This is a genomic window from Brevundimonas sp. FV2ps16 (genome assembly GCF_058681075.1).
On record NZ_CM178728.1, the window covers coordinates 1,413,081 to 1,433,237 of the forward strand.

17 protein-coding genes and 1 pseudogene are annotated in these 20,157 nt (G+C 67.2%); 13 read left to right on the plus strand and 5 right to left on the minus strand.

Annotated features, from left to right (window positions below):
* Window positions 1–19 precede the first annotated feature (19 nt).
* Window positions 20–1,258, minus strand: a complete 1,239-nt coding sequence (locus ACW170_RS06785; protein ID WP_492088889.1) for a DUF2254 domain-containing protein — start codon at window positions 1,256–1,258, stop codon at window positions 20–22.
* A gap of 230 nt (window positions 1,259–1,488) precedes the next feature.
* On the opposite strand from ACW170_RS06785, the gene ACW170_RS06790 reads away from it, so the two are divergent.
* The 3 genes from ACW170_RS06790 to ACW170_RS06800 are packed head-to-tail and all read left to right on the plus strand — an operon-like array spanning window position 1,489 to window position 4,250.
* Window positions 1,489–2,754 (plus strand): type III PLP-dependent enzyme, encoded by a 1,266-nt coding sequence (locus tag ACW170_RS06790; protein ID WP_492088890.1) that lies wholly within the window; start codon window positions 1,489–1,491, stop codon window positions 2,752–2,754.
* Window positions 2,755–2,790: 36 nt separating this feature from the next.
* Window positions 2,791–3,165: a four helix bundle protein gene (locus tag ACW170_RS06795; RefSeq protein ID WP_492088891.1), complete on the plus strand. Its 375-nt coding sequence runs from the start codon at window positions 2,791–2,793 to the stop codon at window positions 3,163–3,165.
* A gap of 41 nt (window positions 3,166–3,206) precedes the next feature.
* Complete coding sequence (locus ACW170_RS06800; protein ID WP_492088892.1) at window positions 3,207–4,250, plus strand: 1,9-bis(guanidino)-5-aza-nonane synthase; 1,044 nt, start codon at window positions 3,207–3,209, stop codon at window positions 4,248–4,250.
* Window positions 4,251–4,256: 6 nt separating this feature from the next.
* Here ACW170_RS06800 and ACW170_RS06805 read toward each other — a convergent pair whose 3' ends face one another.
* Complete coding sequence (locus ACW170_RS06805) at window positions 4,257–5,150, minus strand: Rossmann-fold NAD(P)-binding domain-containing protein (RefSeq protein WP_492088893.1); 894 nt, start codon at window positions 5,148–5,150, stop codon at window positions 4,257–4,259.
* An 8-nt stretch (window positions 5,151–5,158) separates the two neighbouring features.
* On the minus strand, window positions 5,159–6,391 hold the full coding sequence (locus tag ACW170_RS06810; protein ID WP_492088894.1) for an NAD-dependent epimerase/dehydratase family protein: 1,233 nt from the start codon (window positions 6,389–6,391) through the stop codon (window positions 5,159–5,161).
* A gap of 353 nt (window positions 6,392–6,744) precedes the next feature.
* Here ACW170_RS06810 and ACW170_RS06815 point away from each other — a divergent pair, with 353 nt between their 5' ends.
* The 3 genes from ACW170_RS06815 (at window position 6,745) to ACW170_RS06825 (ending at window position 9,771) form a co-directional block, all read left to right on the plus strand.
* Window positions 6,745–7,731 (plus strand): DUF4167 domain-containing protein, encoded by a 987-nt coding sequence (locus ACW170_RS06815; RefSeq protein WP_492088895.1) that lies wholly within the window; start codon window positions 6,745–6,747, stop codon window positions 7,729–7,731.
* Between the two features lie 179 nt (window positions 7,732–7,910).
* Complete coding sequence (locus ACW170_RS06820; RefSeq protein ID WP_492088896.1) at window positions 7,911–8,564, plus strand: DUF4893 domain-containing protein; 654 nt, start codon at window positions 7,911–7,913, stop codon at window positions 8,562–8,564.
* A 13-nt stretch (window positions 8,565–8,577) separates the two neighbouring features.
* Window positions 8,578–9,771, plus strand: a complete 1,194-nt coding sequence (locus ACW170_RS06825; protein ID WP_492089148.1) for an FAD-dependent oxidoreductase — start codon at window positions 8,578–8,580, stop codon at window positions 9,769–9,771.
* 129 nt (window positions 9,772–9,900) lie between these two features.
* On the opposite strand, the gene bglX is transcribed toward ACW170_RS06825, so the two are convergent.
* Entirely contained in the window at window positions 9,901–12,261 is a 2,361-nt protein-coding gene (bglX, locus tag ACW170_RS06830; RefSeq protein ID WP_492088897.1) for a beta-glucosidase BglX, read from the minus strand.
* 124 nt (window positions 12,262–12,385) lie between these two features.
* Here bglX and ACW170_RS06835 point away from each other — a divergent pair, with 124 nt between their 5' ends.
* The 3 genes from ACW170_RS06835 (at window position 12,386) to ACW170_RS06845 (ending at window position 15,220) form a co-directional block, all read left to right on the plus strand.
* A complete protein-coding gene (locus ACW170_RS06835; protein ID WP_492088898.1) occupies window positions 12,386–13,669 on the plus strand; it encodes an MFS transporter in 1,284 nt (427 codons plus the stop codon).
* 181 nt (window positions 13,670–13,850) lie between these two features.
* Entirely contained in the window at window positions 13,851–14,504 is a 654-nt protein-coding gene (locus tag ACW170_RS06840; protein WP_492089149.1) for a cytochrome c oxidase assembly protein, read from the plus strand.
* Complete coding sequence (locus ACW170_RS06845) at window positions 14,501–15,220, plus strand: cytochrome b (RefSeq protein ID WP_492088899.1); 720 nt, start codon at window positions 14,501–14,503, stop codon at window positions 15,218–15,220. Before ACW170_RS06840 ends, ACW170_RS06845 begins: the two co-directional genes overlap by 4 nt.
* 13 nt (window positions 15,221–15,233) lie before the next feature.
* Here the strand turns inward: ACW170_RS06845 and ACW170_RS06850 are convergent.
* Window positions 15,234–15,935 (minus strand): annotated as a pseudogene (locus tag ACW170_RS06850) (c-type cytochrome); the annotation flags it as partial.
* Between ACW170_RS06850 and ACW170_RS06855 the strand changes: the two are divergent.
* The 4 genes from ACW170_RS06855 to ACW170_RS06870 are packed head-to-tail and all read left to right on the plus strand — an operon-like array spanning window position 15,913 to window position 20,141.
* Window positions 15,913–16,326 (plus strand): c-type cytochrome, encoded by a 414-nt coding sequence (locus ACW170_RS06855; RefSeq protein WP_492088900.1) that lies wholly within the window; start codon window positions 15,913–15,915, stop codon window positions 16,324–16,326. The pseudogene ACW170_RS06850 and the gene ACW170_RS06855 sit on opposite strands and share 23 nt — an antisense overlap.
* Window positions 16,316–17,293 (plus strand): cytochrome c oxidase subunit II, encoded by a 978-nt coding sequence (gene coxB, locus ACW170_RS06860; protein ID WP_492088901.1) that lies wholly within the window; start codon window positions 16,316–16,318, stop codon window positions 17,291–17,293. The genes ACW170_RS06855 and coxB overlap by 11 nt, the downstream gene beginning before the upstream one ends.
* Complete coding sequence (locus ACW170_RS06865; RefSeq protein ID WP_492088902.1) at window positions 17,290–19,836, plus strand: cbb3-type cytochrome c oxidase subunit I; 2,547 nt, start codon at window positions 17,290–17,292, stop codon at window positions 19,834–19,836. The genes coxB and ACW170_RS06865 overlap by 4 nt, the downstream gene beginning before the upstream one ends.
* Complete coding sequence (locus ACW170_RS06870; RefSeq protein ID WP_492088903.1) at window positions 19,833–20,141, plus strand: hypothetical protein; 309 nt, start codon at window positions 19,833–19,835, stop codon at window positions 20,139–20,141. The genes ACW170_RS06865 and ACW170_RS06870 overlap by 4 nt, the downstream gene beginning before the upstream one ends.
* The last annotated feature ends 16 nt before the right edge of the window (window positions 20,142–20,157 follow it).

Below are 20,157 nucleotides of genomic sequence, written 5' to 3' on the forward strand. Positions count from 1 at the left end.
CGCCTTGGCGCGCCTGCCTTCAGCGCGCCAGCGCCGCAGCTTCAAGCCGCCGAACATCGGCGGCGAGCGGCAGGGCCGCGCGAGATCTGTCCAGCGCCTCCTGCGCCAAGCTCGCGACGGGGGACGCTAGAGCCGGAGTCTTCGCCAAGGCGCCGAGCCCCTTCTGTAGTCTTAGGGCGACGACCAGATCACCCGCACCATATCGCGCAATCGGCCCGAACAGGTCTTCCAGCAGATCCTCATGGGTCACTGATGGCGCGAGCAGGCGATCACAAGGGGAGTCGCGCCCTTCGCGACCGCGATCTTCGGGAGGCTGAACCCAGATGTCCAACAGTCGCACGCCTGTTCCGATCACCTGTATGGCCGTGCCCGGATCATTGACGCCGGGCGATAGGGCCTTGGCGGCTATTTCGCCCAGGACGATCATTCCGAAACGGGGGTCCTGGTCGAAGGATCGCGCATCCCCCAGGGTGAAGGCCGAACGGAAATCAGCCTGCGCCTCGTCGTCGCAGGCGGGCAGGCTGATGCGCGCCAAGACGCCGCCGCGGCGCACGAAGGCGCCGGGAACCGCCACGATCTCCACCTCGCAGTCTCGAGCCTTGGCCATGGTTTGCAGTCGTGCGGGATCGACGTTCTGGACATAGCCGGTGGTCTTGGCCGTGACATCGGCGCCGGCGTTCAGACGGCCCTCCCGGCCGCCGAAGAAGGGGTCGTCCCGGCGCGTCTCCAGCGCCTTCAGCGCGCGCGCTTCGACCAGATTGATCGTATGACCCACCCGCGCCAGGCTGGACAGGCGGTTGATCCAGGCCAGCAGCCGATAGGCCACCATCCCGACCATGGCCAGACTGACCAGGAACAGGATGGCGCGGCCGTTCTGACCATAATAGTGGGCGTTGATCGCCGTCACCGAGACAATGGCGTACAGAAACGCCCCGACAAAGGTGGCTAGCGCCTTCTGGGTCTCCTCGTCGGTCGTGACCAGGGCGGCGACACGCGGACTGGCCGCTGTGGATACCGACGTATAGGCGGTCACCATGGCCCCGACCGAGAAGGTCGCGACCCCCAGCAGGCTGGACGCCAATATGGTCAGTATGGACTCGACCGACTCGCCGCCCAGCCGTTCGGCCATGTCGTCGGGAACCCAGGGCGCCAGGGCGGCCGCCAGCAACGACGCCGCGACGCCCACGCCTGCATAGGCCGTCGCCTTGACCCACAGTTGGCGCGCCAGCTTGCGCCACAAGAACAACCAGCGATTCATGAAATCCTCCGCCTGGCGCAACGATCCAGAACGGCCGAGGTTGCCCCACGACGGCCCCCAAGGAATTGTGACAGCTATTCTGTCGGCCGCCCCAGGCCCCGCCACGAAAAAACCCCTTTACATGACAGTTCGATGCCCCCATATCGCGCCTTCCGGCGGACCCCGTGGTCTAACCGTTAAGCGCTGCTAACGCCGGTCTGGGTTTCACAATTAGCAGGGGGTTACGTGAATTGCGCACGTATCAGCTTCCCCTGGACCTGGTCCGTGAGCGGTCCCCTGAACGTCCCGTCGCCCTCGTGCGGCCGCGTTCGGTTTCCGTAGCGGCGCGCTGGTTCCAGGATAATCTAAAGGCCGACGTCTTTTATGCCGTGAAGGCGAACCCGTCGTCTTGGGTCATCGAGACTCTGATCGAGGCCGGTGTTCGCGGTTTCGACGTGGCCTCCATCGCCGAGATCGAGCTGGTCCGCTCGGTCAGCCATGACGTTCGCCTGGCCTTCATGCACCCGGTCAAGAGCCGGTCTGCGATCACCAAGGCCTATTTCGAACATGGCGTTCGGACCTTCTCGCTCGACTGTGTCGATGAGCTGAACAAGATCCTCGACGCCACCGGCGGCGCGGACGACCTGAATCTGATCGTGCGCATGGCCGTCTCGGCCGACGGCGCCGCCTATACGCTTTCGGGCAAGTTCGGCGTCTCCTCTGATCAGGCTCCGGCTCTGCTGATGGCGACGCGCCAGGCGGTCAAAGACGGTCTGATGGGCGTCAGCTTCCACGTTGGCTCCCAGTGCATGCGTCCGACCGCCTACCAGGCCGCCATGGCCCAGGTCGGTCGTTCAATCAGCCGCGCCGGCGTCATCGTCGACATCGTCGATGTCGGCGGCGGTTTCCCCTCGGTCTATCCGGGCATGGTCCCGCCGGACATGAGCGAATACGCTGACGCCATCCATCGCGGCTTCAACGAGATGCCGGTGTCGGAAACGACCGAGCTGTGGTGCGAGCCCGGCCGGGCCCTGGTCGCCGAATCCTCGTCGATCCTGGCCCGCGTCGATCTGCGCAAGGGCGACGCCCTGTATCTGAACGACGGTTCGTACGGTTCGCTGTTCGATGCGACCCACTCGCGCTGGCCCTTCCCGACCAAGCTGGTTCGGGACGGCGAAAGCGCGGGCGAGTTGAAGGCGTTCCAGTTCTATGGTCCGACTTGCGATTCCATCGACCATATGCCGGGTCCGTTCTGGCTGCCGGCCGACATCCGCGAGGGCGACTTCATCGAAATCGGCATGCTGGGCGCCTATGGCGTCGCCATGTCGACGGGCTTCAACGGCTATGGCGAACACGACATCGCCGCGGTCGAGGACGCCCCGATGGCCTCGCTCTACGGCCTGGCCCCGCGCTCCATCCCGACCGTGCGCACCACGGCCGAGGAGAACGCCCGCAAGGTCGTGCGCCTGTCACGCCCGAAAGGTAAGGCCGGTCAGAGGAAGAAGTCGCGACGCTGATCGTAAGAGGTGAATCGTGAGTCGTGATTGTCAGCCATGACCGACTTGCGAACCCACCGCGATCTTGACGTCTGGAAGCTTTCGCTTGATTGGGTCGAGGCAGTGTATCGTTGCTCGCGGTCATGGCCGTCTGACGAGCGGTTCGGCCTGATCAGTCAGGTTCGTCGTGCAGCCGTCAGCGTGGCCGCGAATATCGCGGAGGGCGCGGGCCGAAACGGAACGGGCGAATTCGTCCACTTCCTCGGCATCGCGCGCGGGTCGCTCGCCGAGGTCGAAACCCATCTCCTCATCGCCGCGCGTCTCGGCTATCTAACGACTGACAATCTCCAGCCTTTGCTTGCCGACATGGAGCGGATCGGGCGCATGCTCTCCGCCCTTTCGTCGCGACTGAAGCAACGGCGACAAGACTGACCGCACTTCACCCTTCACGCCTCACGATTCACGAGTCACCCATGACTGCCAACACTAAGGCCCAGCTGCTGCAAAATGTCGTCGAACACGTCGACATCACGTCCTTCGACGCGCGCCCGATCATCGACAGCATGCGCAAGATGTCCTTCAGCTCGCGCGACACCGCCCGCGCCGCAGACATCTTCTCCATGGCCATCGAGGACAAGGACTGCTCGCCCTGGCTGATTCTGGCCGGCTCGACCTCGGCCGGCGGCTGCATGCACGTCTACCGCGACATGGTGAAGTTCGGCATGGTTGACGCGGTCGTCGCCACCGGCGCCTCCATCGTCGATATGGATTTCTTCGAGGCCCTGGGCTTCAAACATTACCAGGCCGCCGGCGAGGTGGACGACAACGTCCTGCGCGAAAACTACATCGACCGGATCTACGACACCTATATCGACGAGGAAGAGCTCCAGGCCTGCGACCACACCATCCTGGAGATCGCCAACCGGCTGGAGCCGCGCGGCTATTCCAGCCGCGAGTTCATCTGGGAGATGGGCAAGTGGCTGAGCGAGGGCAACGCCAAGAAGCCCGGCTCGCTGATCCAGACCGCCTATGAAGAAGGCGTGCCGATCTTCTGCCCGGCCTTCGTCGACTCGTCTGCCGGCTTCGGCCTGGTCAAGCACCAGAAGGAACGCGCGGCCGCCGGCCAGCCCTATCTGATGCTGGACGCCATCGCCGACTTCCGCGAACTGACCGACATCAAGATCGCCGCCGGCGTCACCGGCCTGTTCATGGTTGGCGGCGGCGTGCCCAAGAACTTCGCCCAGGACACCGTCGTCTGCGCCGAAATCCTGGGCGTGGAAGCCGAGATGCACCGGTATGCGGTTCAGATCACCGTCGCCGATGTCCGCGACGGGGCCTGTTCGTCCTCGACGCTGAAAGAAGCCGCCTCCTGGGGCAAGGTCCAGACCACCCACGAACAGATGGTCTTCGCCGAAGCCACCACCGTCGTGCCCCTGATCGGCTCCGACGCCTATCACCGCGGCGCCTGGAAGGCCCGCGACAAGCGCCGCTGGAACAAGCTGTTCGAAAAGGCCTGATGCGGACTAACTGACCAACCTCAAGGGTGGCGGCGCATCCATCAGCGCCGCCAGCCCCTCGCGCCAGCTCGGATAGACGGGCCTCCAGCCCAGCTCCGCCTTGGCCAGGGCGTTCGAGACCCGTTTGGAATCCAGATAGAAGCGCCGCATGGCCTCGCTGACGCTGTCGTCGGTCCAGTCCACCTCGGGTGGACGGGGCAGGCCCATCCGGTCGGCGGCCCAGGCCGTCACCACATCGGCCGGCGAGGGGGCGTCGTCGGTCAGATTATAGGCGGCGCCGGGGCGCGGCCGATCCATCGAGGCGAACAGGCCCGAGACTACGTCGTCCAAATGGATGCGGTTGAACACCTGGCCCGGCTTCCTCACCAGTTTCGCCGTCCCGTCCCGCAGCCGGTCCACGACGCTGCGTCCCGGCCCATAGAAGCCCGGTAGGCGGAAGATCTGCACCGTTAGCCCCATCCCCTGCGCCCCGTCCAGCCAGTCGCGCTCGGCCCGCACCCGCCGCGCGCCTTCCAGGCTGGCGGCGTTCAGCGGCCCGTCCTCGAACACCCAGCCCCCGGCCCGGTCGCCATAGACGCTTGTCGATGAGACATAGCCGATCCAGTCGGGCCAGGCCTGGGACGCCACCGGCGCCAGGGCGCGCAGTCCCGGACAGCCGTGAGTGTCGGGCGCCGCCGTCACCAGTACCGCCGTCGCGGCCTCCAGCGCGCTCTTCAGCGATGGCGCATCAGCGGGATCGATCGCCGTGATCCCTTCGGCCGCCAGCGCGCGCCGTCGGTCGGGATCGCGGGATGTGGCCGTCGCCCGGCCGCCGCGCCGGATCGCCTCCAGCGCCGCTGCGCGACCCAGATAGCCGCCGCCGAAGACCAGCAGGGACGGTACAGGGGCGGCGTCGGACATAGATTTACTCAGGCGGTCAGGACTTTGGGCGACGGCGGCGGCGCATATGGCCGCGCTTCATTTTCCAGCGCCTCGGCCCGGCGTTGGTTCCAGGCCGAGACACAGGGCACCCGCGTCAGGTCGGCCCTGTCGGCGTAATGCCGGGCGATCTCCGTCACCTCGTCCATCAGCCCTTGGGCCAGGGTGATGGGCTTCAGCCCCAGGTCGCGGAACTGGTCGTTGGCGACGACCAGGTCGTTCTCGTCGGCCTCCTGGCGTGGATTGGCGACATTGTGGACCACTGCGCCGGTCTTGTCGGCGATCAGGGCGGCCAGGTCGCGGACCCGGCGGCTTTCGGTCATCTGGTTCAGGATCTTGACCCGGTCGCCGCGCTTGGGCGGGTTCTTCAGCGCCAGTTCGACGCAGCGCACCGTGTCCTGAATATGGATGAAGGCCCGCGTCTGGCCCCCCGATCCGTGGACCGTCAACGGATAGCCGACCGCCGCCTGCATCAGGAACCGGTTCAGCACCGTGCCGTAGTCGCCGTCATAGTCGAACCGGTTGATCAGCCGCTCGTCCAGCTTGGTCTCGACCGTCTGCGTCCCCCAGACGATGCCCTGGTGCAGGTCGGTGATCCGCAGATTGTCGTTGCGGGCGTAGAACTGGAACAGCAGGGCGTCCTGCGTCTTGGTCATGTGATAGATGCTGCCCGGGTTGGGCGGGAACAGGATCTCCTGCTCGGCCGGGCCGTTGTCGGTCTGGACCGTGACCTTCAGATAGCCCTCGGGAATGCGCAGCCCCGCCGTGCCGTAGCCATAGACCCCCATGGTGCCCAGGTGAGCCAGATGCACGTCCAGCCCGCTCTCGACGATGGCGGCCAGCAGGTGGTTGGTGGCGTTGATATTGTTGTCGACCGTGTACAGCTTGTGCCGCGCCGACTTCATCGAATAGGGGGCCGCTCGCTGTTCTGCGAAATGCACCACGCTGTCGGGCTCCCGGTCGCGGATCAGGGCGACCAGACGGTCGAACTCCTTGCCGACCGTCATGTTGACGAAGCCGATATCGCGGCCCGAGACGTCTTTCCACGCCTTGATCCGCTCGCCCATGGTGCGGATCGGCGTCAGCGACTGGACCTCCAGCTCGTTGTCGATGTTCCGGCGGCTCAGGTTGTCGACGATCGTTACGTCCCAGCCGTTGGCCGAAAGATGCAGGGCTGTCGGCCAACCGCAGAAGCCGTCGCCGCCCAGAACCAGAACCCGCATGAAGAAGCCTCGTCGTCGTCTCAAAGTTCATGCCTAGCCCACGCAAGGGGCTTCGGCAAAGCGGGGCTGTGACCTATGGGTGCGACGCTTTGACGAAAACCCCTTGGAAAGCACCGTCGCACAGGCTAAGTCTCGCTCGTCTCCCACTCAAACGCAGCTTTCCGGGCCTCTATCCGGCTGTTCGCGGCTTGAGCCGACCATGACGGTCGGTCCCGAAAGGACCGGCGCACCATGCGGGCGACAAGGCATTCCGACAGTTCGACAATCGGGGATCGGCCCCGAGCGAAACGGAACCACGAAACGGACGGAACCGGCCGCTGGCCTGGGCTCCATCCCTGCACACGGTAGCGCGAATGAGAGATTTCAAGGGCATGAAGCGTCAGCGCGGACGCAATCGGAACAAGGCGGGCGCCTCAAACGCCAACAGCGCCAATCCGAATCGTTCGTGGGACTCGCAAGGCCCCGAAAACATCAAGGTCCGCGGCAACGCCCAGACCGTGTACGAGCGCTATCAGCAGCTGGCCCGCGACGCGGCGTCCGGCGGCGATCGGGTGCTGGCCGAAAACTATCAGCAGCACGCCGAACACTATTACCGCGTCCTGCGCGCGCTTCAGCCCCAGCGGTCCTTCTCCGACATCGCCGCGCGCGAACAGTCGAACCAGGGCTTCGATATCGACTTCGAAGATGAATCCGGCGCCCAGGCCGCCGCCTTCGTCGCCGCTCAGCAGGCCGCCGACCGTCAGGTCCAGGAAGCCGCCGACCGCGAGCAGGGCCAGAACCGCGAGCGCAACGACCGCGACCAGAACCGTGACCGCGACTTCAATCGCGACCGGGACCGTGATCGGGACCAATCTCAGAACCGTGATCGCGACCGTGACCGTGATCGTGACCAGAACCGCGAGGCCCAGCCGCCGCGCGAACCCCGCGAACCGCGCGAAGACGGCGAGGCCCGCGCCGAGGGCGAAGGCGGCGGTCGTCGCGAGAGCCGTCGCGAACGCTGGGAGCGTCGCCGCGAGGAACGCAACCGCCGCTTCGACAACCAGGAAAACCCGGGTTCGGATGAGGGCGCCGACGTTCAAGCCGAGGCTGCGCCGGCCGCCGAGCCTGCGTTTGAAGCGCCCGTCGAATCGCCGGCGGCAGAGGACCGGCCCGCCCGCCGCTCGCGTCGTCCGGCTGTGGCCGCTGCCGACGATGAGGCTCCGACCGCCCTGCCGGGCTTCCTGACCCGCTCATCCGCCCCCGCTGCTTCGGTGCCTGCCGAGACCGCCGAGGACGCAGAACCCGCGCCGCGCCGTCGCGCCCCGCGGCGCAAGGCCGAGGTCGCCGACAGCGAAGGCTGACCCGCCGCGCGCCCGGCCTCTCCCGGCCGGGCGGCGCACGAACGGCCTTGACGGCGGCGGTCCATGCGGCGCCTAAAAGGGTCCGCGTCGTCAGGCGCGGCCCTCGACCAGCCTTAAGGGAAGCCTTGATGCGTCAATGCTCACAGTCTCGCTCTTCGGCGTCCGCCAGGCTTCGCGCCATGATCAGACCCGTCGTGTTGACTGCGCTGCTCGCTGCTGCGGCCTGCGCTTCCGCACCGCCGCCACCGCCTCCTCCTCCGCCGGCGCCCAGCGGGGGGGGCGGCGCGGTCCTGATGGACTGGCGCGGGATCATCACCGCTGCAGACCGTGATCGCTACCAGCGCCGCGACGCCGCCTGGAGCCTGGCCCTGCAACAGGCCCACCGCCAACGCGGTTCGGGCGACCTGGACAGTCTCGGCGCCCTGATCGATCCAGGCGCCGGCCGCCCCGACGTCGCCCCGCCCCCCGGCGCCTATCGCTGCCGCACCGTCAAACTGGGCTCCCAGGGCGGCGAAGAAGGTCTTGGCTATGTCGTCTACGGCTGGTTCGCCTGCCGTATCGAACAGACCCCGCGCGGCCTGAAGTTCACCAAACTGACCGGCTCCCAGCGCCCCTCGGGCCTGCTCTTCCCCGAGAACGACCGCCACATGCTGCTGCTCGGCTCCATGGCCCTGGCCCAGGAGCCCGCCGCCAACTCCTACGGCCGCAACCCCGACCGCGATCTGGTCGCCGTGCTGGAACGGGTCGGCGACGCCCGCTGGCGCCTGGTCCTCCCCTGGCCCCAGTACGAATCGAACCTGGACCTGATCGAACTGGTCCCGGCGGCGAATTGACGCCGACTTGACCGTGATCAGGGACATCGCCGTCGCCGGCGCCGGCCCTACAGGTCTAGCCGTCGCCTTGATGCTGGCGCGACAGGGGCGCCGGGTCGTAGTTTTCGAGCGGTTCGACGCGGCCCAACCGGTGGGCGCCGGCTTCATGCTTCAGCCGACAGGGCTGGCGGTGCTTGACGCATTGGGCCTGACGTCTGAAATCCAGAACCTGGGGCAGCCGATTGATCACATCTTTGGCCGTGCGGCGCCCAGCGGACGTGTCGTCCTGGACGTTCGCTATTCCGATTTGAAACAGCCGCGCCACGCCTTGGGCGTCCACCGCTCCGCCATCTTCCACGTCCTGCATCAGGCCTGTCTTGAGGCGGGCGTTCAGTTCGAGCTGGCGCGCGAGGCGACGGCGGCGTCGCAGGGCCGGCTGAGTTTCGCAGATGGAAGCATGTCTCCGGCCTTTGATCTGGTGATCGACGCGACCGGCGCCCGTTCGCCCATCGCGGCAGTCCTGGCCCAATCCCAAGGGTCAGGTCGCCGGGACCTGGCTTACGGCGCCCTTTGGACCACCACGCCCTGGCCCGCCGATTCCCATTTCGACGAGCGCGCCCTGCAACAGGTTTATCGTGGGGCTGCGAAAATGGTCGGCGTCCTGCCGGTCGGCGCCCGCCCAGGCTCGCCCGAACGCCTGGCGACCTTCTTCTGGAGTTTGAGAGTCCAGGACCATGCCGCCTGGGTCCGTCAGGGGCTCGAAGCTTGGAAGGCCGAGGTCCGCTCGCTCTGGCCCGAGACGACCGCGCTGCTCGAGACCATCCGCCATCCCGACGATCTGGTATTGGCCCGCTACGGCCACCACACCTTGGCGCGGCCCGTCGCGGATCGGTTGGCCGTCGTCGGTGACGCGGCCCATTCAACCAGTCCTCAGCTGGGCCAGGGGGTCAACATGGGGCTGCTGGACGCTCACGCCCTTTGTCGAGCGCTCCAGACCTATGCCGATCTCGACATGGCCCTGTCGGCCTATGCGCACGAGCGCCGCTGGCATCTGCGCCTCTACCAGGCGCTCAGCCTTGGGTTCACGCCCTTTTATCAGGCCGACGGGCGGCTTTTGCCGTGGATTCGCGACCATGTGCTGGGCAAGGCCGCGCGCCTGCCCTTCGCGCCGCGCCTGTTGGCCGCCACGGTCTCGGGCCTGCTGCTGGATCCTCGAAGGCCAGGCTGACGCCTCGCGTTGAATCCTGCGGCGGCTTCGCGTTGCTAACATCCGCTCAAGAACGGTTGGGCCGGCTCAAATATGGGCGGAGCGCTGATTGGCTGTCTTCTATGGTTCGCGCGCCGAGATTCGGGCGGCTCAGGAAACAGGTTCCTCGGCGGACGGGGTGGGGATGGCGGCGGCGGGAATGGCGCTTCGGCCTTCGGAGGTGATGGCGAACTCGCCTCGGGCGCGGATATCGGCCGAGGATGCGCCGATCATCACCTGGATGGCGCCGGCCTGGATGCGCCAGCCGTCGGCTTCCCAGAAGGCGACCTGGGCGGGGGTCAGGGTAAAGCGGACGCGTTTGGCCTCTCCCGGGGCGAAGGCGACCCGGCGGAAGCCGCGCAACTCCTGCGCCGGTCGAGAGACGGCGGCGACAGGGTCGCGGACATAGAGCTGGATCACTTCGTCGGCGGCGACGGACGCGGTGTTGCGCACCACGATGCTGACCTCGACCGCGCCGTCGGCGCCGATCTCGGCCTGGCTGAGTTCAAGCGCGCCGTATTCGAAGCGGCCGTAGCTGAGGCCGTGGCCGAAGGCGAACAGGGGGGTTATGGGCTGGTCGCGGTATCGGGCGGTGTCGCGCGTCAGATCCTCGGCGGCGGGGCGTCCGGTCGGCAGGTGGGCGTAGGTGAGCGGCGCAGCGCCGCTGGCGCGCGGGAAGCTGATGGGCAGGCGACCGCCCGGCGAGACGCGGCCGGTCAGGACATCAGCGATGGCTGGGCCAGACTCGATGCCCAGAAACCAGGTCTCCACGATGGCCGGCGCGCGGCGAGCCAGTTCGGGGATGGCCAGCGGGCGACCATTCATCAGCAGGACGACGACCGGCTTTCCCGTGTCGAGCACGGCGGCGGCCAGCGTCTCCTGCGCGGCGCTGAGGCCGATGTCGGTATAGCTGCGGGCCTCGCCCGAGCGGTCAAAATGCTCGCCGACCACCAGCAGGACCAGGTCCGACGCCTTCGCCGCCTCGACCGCCTCGGCCAGGGCCTGAGCGTCTGAAATTTCGTTCACGGCCTGCGCCCCTTCGCCGGCGGCGGTGACGGCGATCGCCTGGGCGGCTTCCGAACGATAGCCCTGGGCGTAGGTGATGGTCGCCTGCGGCATGGCTTCGCGCAGGGCGGGGATCAGGGGCCGAACATCCTCGACCTTGCCCTGGGCGCGCCAGCTGCCGAGCGAGGAGTTGGCGTCCTCCGCCAGCGCGCCGATCACGGCGATGCGCCGGGCGGAGGCGGCGAGCGGCAGCAGGTCGCCGTCGTTCTTCAGCAGGACGATGGACCGGCGAGCCGCCTCACGCGCCAGGTCGCGATGCGCCGGGGTCAGCATGGCCTCGGCTTCGCGGGCCGGATCTGCGCGGCCATAGGGATCGTCGAACAGGCCCAGTCGCTCCTTGGCTGTCAGCACCGCCACGACCGCCTGGTCCAGCAGCGGCAGCAGGGTCGGATCGGCTTCGATCGCCGCCTTCAGCTGGGCGGAATACAGACCCCCGGCCATGTCCATGTCGATCCCGCCGCGCAAGGCCAGGGCGCCGGCCTCCTGCGGCGTGCCGGCGACGGCGTGGTTGAGCAGTTCGGGTATGGCGTTCCAGTCGCTGACGATCAGGCCGTCATAGCTCCACTGGTCCCGCAGCAGGCCGCGCACCAGGGCCGGATGGGCCGTCAGCGGCACGCCCGCGATGTCGTTGAAGGCGGTCATCATCGACCCCGCCCCGGCCTTGGCCGAGGCGTAGAAGGGCGGCAGATACACCTCGTGCAGGGTGCGGTCGGAGATGTCGGCGCTGTCGTAATCGCGGCCGCCCGCCGCCGCGCCATAGCCGACGAAATGTTTGGCGGTGGCCAGGATCGAGGCGGGGTCGGCCAGGGACGCGCCCTGATAGCCCTGCACCTGGGCCGTCGCCAGGACCGAGCCGAGGTACGGGTCTTCGCCCGCCCCCTCGACCACCCGGCCCCAGCGCGCATCCCGCGCGATGTCGACCATGGGCGAGAAGGTCCAGTTCAGGCCGGCGGCCGTCGCCTCGACCGCCGCCACCTGGGCCGTCTGCTGAACCAGAGCCGGATCCCAGCTCGCCGACAGGGCCAGGGGCACGGGGAACAGGGTCTTGTAGCCGTGCACCACATCCATGCCGAACAGAAGCGGCACGCCCAGCCGGGACTCCTCAACCGCGATGCGTTGCAGTTCACGGATCTGGGCCGCTCCGGCGACATGCAGGAAGGAGCCGATTTCGCCCCGCCGCACCCGTTCCAAGGCCGCAGCGTCCAGCCGCGAGTTCAGGGCGCGCTGGCGCCCGCCGGGCACCTGGTTCAGCTGGCCGATCTTTTCTTCCAGCGTCATGCGGCCCAACAAGTCGCGGACGCGCTGGGTTGGCGGCTCGACGGCAGGAGCGCCCGCCGCGCCCGCTGCGGAGAGAGACAGCCAGACCAGACCGGCGGTCAGGGCGACGCAGAGGCGTTTCAGAAGCATGGCGAATTCTCTGATAGCGTTCTCAACAAGGGTCGATTACCCCTAAGCCATGGTTTGACCGTCGCAAAGCCCGCACCGCAAGGCGCAGAGAAAGCGGGAAGCGACGGCGGGGAGATTAGGTTCGATGACACAGTCTATTGGCCAGTCGACGTTGCGACGGATCACGGCGCGACTGATGCCGCTGTTCTGTCTGATGTATCTGATCGCCTATATCGACCGGCAGAACGTCTCCTACGCCAAGCTCCAGATGGCCGACGCCCTGGGGATGAGCGAGGCGGTCTATGGCCTGGGCGCCGGCCTGTTCTTCATCGGCTATTTCCTGTTCGAGGCGCCGGCCAATCTGGTGCTGGCCAAGGTCGGGGCCCGGGTCTGGTTCACCCGCATCATGGCCACCTGGGGCCTGATCACCGTCGCCCTCGGCTTCACCAATAGTCCGGCGATGTTCTACGTGCTGCGCTTCCTGCTGGGCGCGGCCGAGGCCGGGTTCTTCCCGGGCGTCCTCTATGTGCTGACCCTTTGGTATCCCCAGGCGCACCGTGGGCGGATGATCGGCGCCTTCATGATCGCCAGCGCCGTCGCCAATGCGGTCGGCGCCCTGATCGGCGGCGCTCTGCTGGATATGGATGGGCTGTTGGGCCTGGCGGGCTGGCAATGGGTCTTCATCGCCACCGGGATCCCCGCCGTGCTGCTGGCCCCCTATGTGCTGTGGCGTCTGCCGAACGGACCGGGTTCGGCGCCTTGGCTGGCGCCCGAGCAGAAGGCCTGGATCGCACGTACTCTTCAGGATGAAGCCGACGCCACGCCCGATACCGGCCACGCCGCAGCCTGGCGCGCCATAATGGATCGCAGGGTGCTGCTGCTGGCCCTGATGTACGTCGGCTTCCCCCTGGCCGCCTATGGGCTCAGCTACTGGCTGCCGACGGTGGTTAAGGGGTTCGGGGTTTCGAACACCGTCAACGGCATGCTGAACGTCATCCCCTGGATCCTGGTCGGCCTGGCCCTGTGGTGGCTGCCGCGTCACGCCGCCCGCGTGGGCCACAGCGCCTGGCATATCGCCGGCCCCGCCCTGGTGGGCGCCGCCTGTCTGGTGCTCAGCGTCGTGGTGCCGGGCGCAGTGGCCAAGTTCGCCCTGCTGTGTGTCGCCGCCCCCGCCATCTTCGCCGCCCAGCCCGTGTTCTGGAGCCTGCCGCCGACCTTCCTGCGGGGCGCGGGCGCGGCCGCGGGCATCGCGGCGATCAACTCCATCGGCAACCTCGGCGGCTTCGTCGCCCAGACGGTGGTGCCCGCGATCAAGCAGGCCACCGGCAGCGACATCCTGCCGATGCTGTTCCCGGCCCTATGCCTGGCGATCGCGGCCGGCATGGTCTTCATCGTCCTGCCGCAGCTGTCGCGAGTTCCCCGCACGTAAGATTCCGAGGTGCGGCCTTTCGTCAGGTCGCTCGCCAGGAACCAAGCGCAGTTCAGAGCTTTCAAACCTGAGCAAAGGTTTGAGGGGCGCGACTGTTGGCGAAGACTCGATCATGAACCCGGCGCCGCTATGGACGCCCTATTGCGGGGCCGCGCCCGAGTTTGGCGAGTGGCGTTGGAACCTGGATCCCATCCTGCTCCTGGTTCTGGCGGGGGCGACAGCCCTGATCGCCTTACGGTTGGACGGACGTCGGCGCCTGTTCGGGCTGGCGGGGATGGCCGTGCTGGCGGTCAGTTTCGTGTCGCCTGTGTGCGCGCTCAGCTCGGCTCTCTTTTCAGCCAGGACCGTACACCACGTGCTGTTGGTGGGTGTGGCCGCGCCGCTGCTGGCCTCGGCTCTGCCTGAACGGCGCCAGGGCTCCCTTCTTCTGGCCACGGCGGTTCAGGCCCTGGTCTTCTGGGTCTGGCATGCGCCGGACGCCTATGCCGCCGCCTTGTCAAACGACGCCGTCTACTGGCTCATGCAGATCAGCCTGCTAGTCAGCGCGGTCTGGTTCTGGACGGCTGCGCGGGCGGCGTCGGCCCCCGCAGCGGTCGTCGCCCTGCTGGCCGCCATGCTGGCCATGGGGTTGCTCGGCGCCATCCTGACCTTCGCCGGCCAGGCGGTCTATGCGCCCCACGCCTATACGACCCTGGCCTGGGGGTTCACGCCGCTGGAGGACCAGCAGGCGGCCGGCCTGATCATGTGGGCGCCCGCAGCGGCCCTGTATCTGTTCGCGGCCCTCTGGCGTCTGGGCGCGCTTCTGGGGTCTGACGGCGAGGCCCGGGCGGCGTGATCGAACGGCTCTTCACCCAACTGCTGGAATGGGCGGCCGGGCACCACGACCAGGGTCGATACTCGCCCGTTGGCATCCTGTTCCACTGGGTCATGGCGGTGCTGGTGATCTTTCAGCTGGGCTGGGGCTGGTGGATGGGCCGTCAGCCCGTCGGCGGCGCCATGGTCGCGGCCTATGACCTGCATTTCGCGGTCGGAGTCCTGATGCTGATCCTGGTGATGGGGCGGCTGTCATGGCGTCTGCTCGCGCCCGATCTGATCAATGATGCGGACAAGCCGGGATGGGAAAGCATGGCGGCCCATGTCACCCACTATGTCTTCTACACCTGTATGTTCGGCCTGCCGCTGTCAGGCTGGGCCATGATTTCGGCGACGGATCGGACACGGCAACTGGAGACGCTCGGCTTCATCAAATGGCCGCTTCTGCCGATGCAGGATCTATCGAACAGCCAGCTATGGGCGATCGAGGCCGCCGCGGAGTGGATGCACTGGGGGCTGGTCCTGACCCTGCTGCTGATGATCCCGATTCACGCCGGCGCGGCGCTCAAGCACCATCTGATCGATCGGGACGACGTGTTTCACGCGATGCTGCCGGTCGTGCCGCTGCGTCAACGGAAGCGGACCCGCTGGCAGCGGCGCTGGCGGGCGCTGGAGAAGCGGGTTGCATCGACAGCCAAAGGGCTATGGCGCGGGCTTCTGGGTCCGAAAGCGATTTGACGGCGGCGGCCATGACCCCGCGCGGGTCATTGCGCCGTTTGCCCGATTTCCAGCGTTCGATCTGCTCCAGCGTATAGGCGAGGGGCTGGCCCGCGATCTGGGGATTGCCGCCCTGTCCCGATCCCTGGCCTTCTGCGCCGTGGCACGAGGCGCAGGCCACGATCCCGCGCGAGGCGTCGCCGTTGAGGTAGATCGCGGGCGCCGGGCTCGCCAACGTCTGTGCCCGCGACGCGGGCATGGCGGCATAGTAGGCTACGACGTCGCGCCGACCCTTTTCGTCCAGGGCCTTGGCGATACGGGTCATGGTGTCGTCGGGGCGAAGGCCCGAGGCGTAGTTCTCCATCTGTTTTTGCAGATAGCCGACGTCCAACCCCGCCAGGCGGGGCGCGGCCACGCCGTCGCCGCCGCCATCCAGGCCGTGACAGGTAAAACAGGCGTTGGCCGCGCCGCCGGCGCCGCCGCTCATGGCGATGATCTCGCCGCTCGCGGTGAAGGCGCGGTCGGTCTCGCCCGGCGTGGAATCGCAGGCGGTCAGGCAGACCAGAACAAGCAGGGCGGAAACGGATGCGCGCACGCACATCGAACACCCGCTTATGGCGGAGGTTCCGAAGTCCGGCTTTGCGAGGCCACGTGTCGCAGTGGGGAACCTTCGCATTCGGCGTGGATTGGTCTGGCGAAGCTTTGGGGAGCGGATGGTTTCTCGGACGACAGCCATAGCAAAGACGAGGGAAAGGGCGTCTGGCCTGCTGGCGGCGGCAGCGTCGGCTCTCGCGCTGAGCGCCTGTGTCGATAAGGCCGATCTGCCTCGACCGGTGGCCCAGGGGGACGCCGCGAAAGGCCTTGCGGTCATCCGCGATGTCGGTTGCGCCGCCTGCCATAAAATTCCCGGCGTCGCCTGGCCTGAGGGCCGATCGGGCGGGAGTCTCTCCGGCTTTGGCGCCCGGCCCCTGATTGCGGGCAGATTGCCCAATCAGTCCGACGTCCTGATGCAATGGCTGATCGACGCGCCCTCGCTAGACCCCGGAACGGCCATGCCGCCCATGCCCCTGACACGAGACCAAGCCCGCGACGTCGCGGCCTATCTGTATACGCTCGATGAAGACTGAACAGACTCCCGGAACCGCCGGCTGGCCGCCGCCCGTGCTCGATCCCGCCGGGCCCTTCGCGGGGCCTGTCCAGACCGTGGCCTGGGTGCTGTTCATCATGGCGGCGGTGGTCATGGTCGTGGTGTTGGTTGCGCTGGGCGTCGCCCTGTTCGGGCCGCGAAAATGGAAGCGGCGCGTTGGGGGCGAACGTCTGATCTGGATCGCCGGTCTGGCCTTTCCGGTGGTCGTGCTGACGGGTCTGTTGATCTACGGCCTGAGCACGACGGCGCGGGTCGCCGATGCGCCCAAGCCGGGCGAGATGCGGGTGCGGGTCACCGGCGAGATGTGGTGGTGGCGCGTCGCCTATCTGGATGACCAGGGACGCGAGATCCTTCAGGACGCCAATGAGGTGCATATCCCCGCCGGTCGCCCCGTGGTGTTCGAGTTGGAGAGCGCGGACGTGATCCACAGCTTCTGGGTCCCCCGCCTGGGCGGTAAGACCGACATGATCCCCGGACGCCGCAACTTCATGCGGCTTCAGGCCGACGCCCCCGGAACCTATGGAGGCCAGTGCGCCGAATATTGCGGCGGACCGCACGCCTTGATGGGCTTGGTGGTCGTGGCCCATGCGCCGGAAAACTATGCGGCCTGGGTGAGCAAACAGGCTCGACCGGCCGCCGCCGTGCCATCGCCCCAGCGCCCGCTCGCCTTGATCGACCAGGGACGCAATGTCTTCGCCGCCTCGGGTTGCACCGCCTGTCATACGATCCGTGGCACGGAAGCGAACGGGTTGGCTGGGCCGGACCTGACCCATGTGGGGTCGCGTCAAACCCTGGGGGCGGGCATATTGCCCAATAATCAAGGCACGATGGCAGGTTGGATTTCCGATAGCCAGGCGCTGAAGCCCGGCAATCGCATGCCGTCCTACCCGGTCCTGACGGGCCAGGATCTGCGCGCCGTCTCGGCTTATCTGGAAAGCCTCAAATGAGCGCCGACCCGAGGTTCGACCCCGCAGTCTACGCTCGCTTACCCACCAGCGACGAAAGGCCTGAACACGAGCTGGAGCAGCTCGAACAGGTTTGGTGCGGGCCGCGAAAGCCGTGGGAGTGGATCACGGCGATCAACAACAACTACGTCGGCGTCTATTACGTCGGGGCGGCCATGCTGTTCTTCGTGCTGGCGGGGGTGCTGGCCCTGCTGATGCGGACCCAGCTGGCCCTGCCGATGACGGGCTTCCTGGCGCAGGAGACCTACAACCAGATCTTCACCATGCACGGCACGGTGATGATGTTCCTGTTCGCGGTGCCGGCGGTCGAGGCGCTGGGCGTCCTGCTGCTGCCCCAGATGCTGGGCGCGCGCGACCTGCCGTTTCCGCGGCTTAGCGCCTATGCCTTCTGGGCCTATCTAATCGGGGGGCTGTGCTTCTTCGCCTCGCTGTTCTTCGGGCTGGCTCCGAACGGCGGCTGGTTCATGTATCCGCCCCTGACCTCGACCACCTATTCGCCGGGGATCAACGCCGACTTCTGGCTGCTGGGCATCGGTTTCATCGAGATCTCGGCCATCGCCGGGGCCATCGAGATCATCGTCGGGGTTCTGAAGACCCGGGCGCCGGGCATGACCCTGGACAAGCTGCCGATCTTCGCCTGGGCCATGCTGATCTTCGCCTGCATGATCATCATCGCCTTCCCGTCGATCATCCTGTCGACCCTGCTGCTGGAGTTGGAACGCGCGCTTGGCTGGCCCTTCTTCGATGCGGCCAAGGGCGGCGATCCCATGCTGTGGCAGCACCTGTTCTGGTTCTTCGGCCATCCCGAGGTCTACATCATCTTCCTGCCGGCGGCGGGGGCGATGTCGACCATTATTCCCGCCGTCGCCCAGACGCGGCTTGTGGGCCACCGACTGGTGGTGCTGGCCATGCTGGCGACCGGCTTCATCAGTTTCGGCGTCTGGTCGCACCACATGTTCACCACGGGCATGCCGCAGATCTCGATCAACTATTTCAGCGCGGCCTCAATGGCCGTCAGCGTGCCCGCGGGCGTGCAGGTCTTCGCCTGGATCGCCACCCTGGCGGCGGGCAAGATGCGGTTCAACACCCCCGGTCTGTTCGCGGTCGGGGGGCTGGTCATCTTCGTCATGGGCGGGCTGACAGGCGTCATGGTCGCCATGGTGCCGTTCGACTGGCAGGCCCACGACAGCTATTTCATCGTCGCCCACCTGCATTACGTCCTGATCGGCGGCATGGTCTTCCCCCTGTTCGCCGCCATCTACTACTGGACCCCCATGTCCAGCCGCCGGCCGCTGAGCGAGCGGTGGGGCAAGTGGATCTTCTGGCTGATGTTCATCGGTCACAACGTGACCTTCCTGCCCATGCACCTGACCGGGCTGATGGGCATGCCGCGCCGGGTCTACACCTATCTGCCGGACCGGGGCTGGGAGCTGCCGAACATGATTTCGACGGTCGGCTCCTTCCTGTTCGGATTGGCCGTGCTGCTGTGGGCTGTCGACATGCTTCGCAACTTCCGTCCGTTCGGGAAGAAGGACGCGGGCAATGTCTTCAATGGCCCGGGGTTGGAGTGGCTGCCGTCCGGCCGTTATTCGCTGCGGTCCATTCCTGTGATCAAGAGCCTGTATCCGGTGTGGGATCAGCCCGATCTGGCGCGCGATGTTGAGGCTGGCCGCTATTTCCTGCCGGGGGCGCCGCGCGGCGAACGCGAGACCATCGTCACCAGTCCGATCACTGCAGAGCCCCAGTATCTGCAAACCCTGCCCCGGCCCTCAAGCTGGCACGTATGGGGCGCCGTCTTCACCGCCGGCTTCTTCCTGATCCTGACCATTCAGGCCTATACCGCCTCCGCCATCAGCGGCCTTCTGGCGATCTATTGCATCCTAAAATGGTGCTGGAGACTGGATCGCCCCAGTGGGCCGGCGACGGTGGATGTCGGCGCCGGCGTGCGGTTGCCGACCTATGTCTCAGGCCCCAGCAGTCACGGCTGGTGGGCGATGGTCATCACCCTGATCGTCGGGGGCATGGTCGCGACCATGGCCTGTTTCTCCTACATCTTCCTGTGGAGCCGACGACCCGATCTGTGGCAGTCGCCGCCGGATCTGGGTTCGCTGCCCCTGACGCTGATCCTGCTGGCCGCTGCGGGCGTCGGCGGCTGGGCGGCGCAGGCGTCGCTGAAGCTGGACCGGCCCCGCAGCGCGGCGATCGCCGCCGTCCTGATGCTGGCTGCAAGTCTGGCGGCGGGCGGCGCCTTTGCGGCCGAAGCCTCGGCCTGGTGGAACTCAGGCCTGCGTCCCGACGCCTCCAGCCAGGGCGCGACCGTCTACGCCCTGCTGGCCTGGCAGGGGCTGTTCGTGGGCATCAGCCTGCTGATGGGACCGTTCGCCCTGCTGCGTTGGCTGTTCGGGCTCGCGTCGCCCCGTCATCCCGCGACCTTTGAGCTGATCGCTCTGTTCCTGGCCTTCACGGCCGCTCAGGGGGCGGCGACGACCCTGTTGGTGCGTCTGTTCCCGGGCGTAATGACATGAGGTTCTGGGCGCTGGCGACGGGCGGGCTTCTGGTCTGGGCCGCGCATTTTCTCGGCCTGTATCTTCTGGCCAGCGTCGCGGATGTCGCGAGGGATGACGCGGGGGCCTGGCGTGGCGCGGGGCTGACCTTCAGCCTGGCCTGTCTGGCGGTCGCGGCCGGTCTGGGCCTGAACGCCCTTATCCGGTCGCGCGCACGATTAGACGACGCCACGCAGGGCTTCGGCCTCGCGCTTCAGGCTGGAGCGGCGGTGATCGGGGCCGTAGGCGTCATTTTCCAGACGATGGTGCTGCTGGCGCCGGCGTAAACCGGCGAAAGGCCGC

What these genes read in the sequence shown, in the direction of transcription:
- ACW170_RS06795 (WP_492088891.1), top strand. Translation starts at nt 2,791, where the DNA reads ATGACCGACTTGCGAACCCACCGCGATCTTGACGTCTGGAAGCTTTCG.
- ACW170_RS06870 (WP_492088903.1), top strand. Translation starts at nt 19,833, where the DNA reads ATGAGGTTCTGGGCGCTGGCGACGGGCGGGCTTCTGGTCTGGGCCGCG.
- ACW170_RS06800 (WP_492088892.1), top strand. Translation starts at nt 3,207, where the DNA reads ATGACTGCCAACACTAAGGCCCAGCTGCTGCAAAATGTCGTCGAACAC.
- bglX (WP_492088897.1), bottom strand. Translation starts at nt 12,261, where the DNA reads ATGCTTCTGAAACGCCTCTGCGTCGCCCTGACCGCCGGTCTGGTCTGG.
- ACW170_RS06865 (WP_492088902.1), top strand. Translation starts at nt 17,290, where the DNA reads ATGAGCGCCGACCCGAGGTTCGACCCCGCAGTCTACGCTCGCTTACCC.
- ACW170_RS06820 (WP_492088896.1), top strand. Translation starts at nt 7,911, where the DNA reads ATGATCAGACCCGTCGTGTTGACTGCGCTGCTCGCTGCTGCGGCCTGC.
- ACW170_RS06785 (WP_492088889.1), bottom strand. Translation starts at nt 1,258, where the DNA reads ATGAATCGCTGGTTGTTCTTGTGGCGCAAGCTGGCGCGCCAACTGTGG.
- ACW170_RS06810 (WP_492088894.1), bottom strand. Translation starts at nt 6,391, where the DNA reads ATGCGGGTTCTGGTTCTGGGCGGCGACGGCTTCTGCGGTTGGCCGACA.
- ACW170_RS06855 (WP_492088900.1), top strand. Translation starts at nt 15,913, where the DNA reads ATGGTTTCTCGGACGACAGCCATAGCAAAGACGAGGGAAAGGGCGTCT.
- coxB (WP_492088901.1), top strand. Translation starts at nt 16,316, where the DNA reads ATGAAGACTGAACAGACTCCCGGAACCGCCGGCTGGCCGCCGCCCGTG.
- ACW170_RS06815 (WP_492088895.1), top strand. Translation starts at nt 6,745, where the DNA reads ATGAGAGATTTCAAGGGCATGAAGCGTCAGCGCGGACGCAATCGGAAC.
- ACW170_RS06805 (WP_492088893.1), bottom strand. Translation starts at nt 5,150, where the DNA reads ATGTCCGACGCCGCCCCTGTACCGTCCCTGCTGGTCTTCGGCGGCGGC.
- ACW170_RS06835 (WP_492088898.1), top strand. Translation starts at nt 12,386, where the DNA reads ATGACACAGTCTATTGGCCAGTCGACGTTGCGACGGATCACGGCGCGA.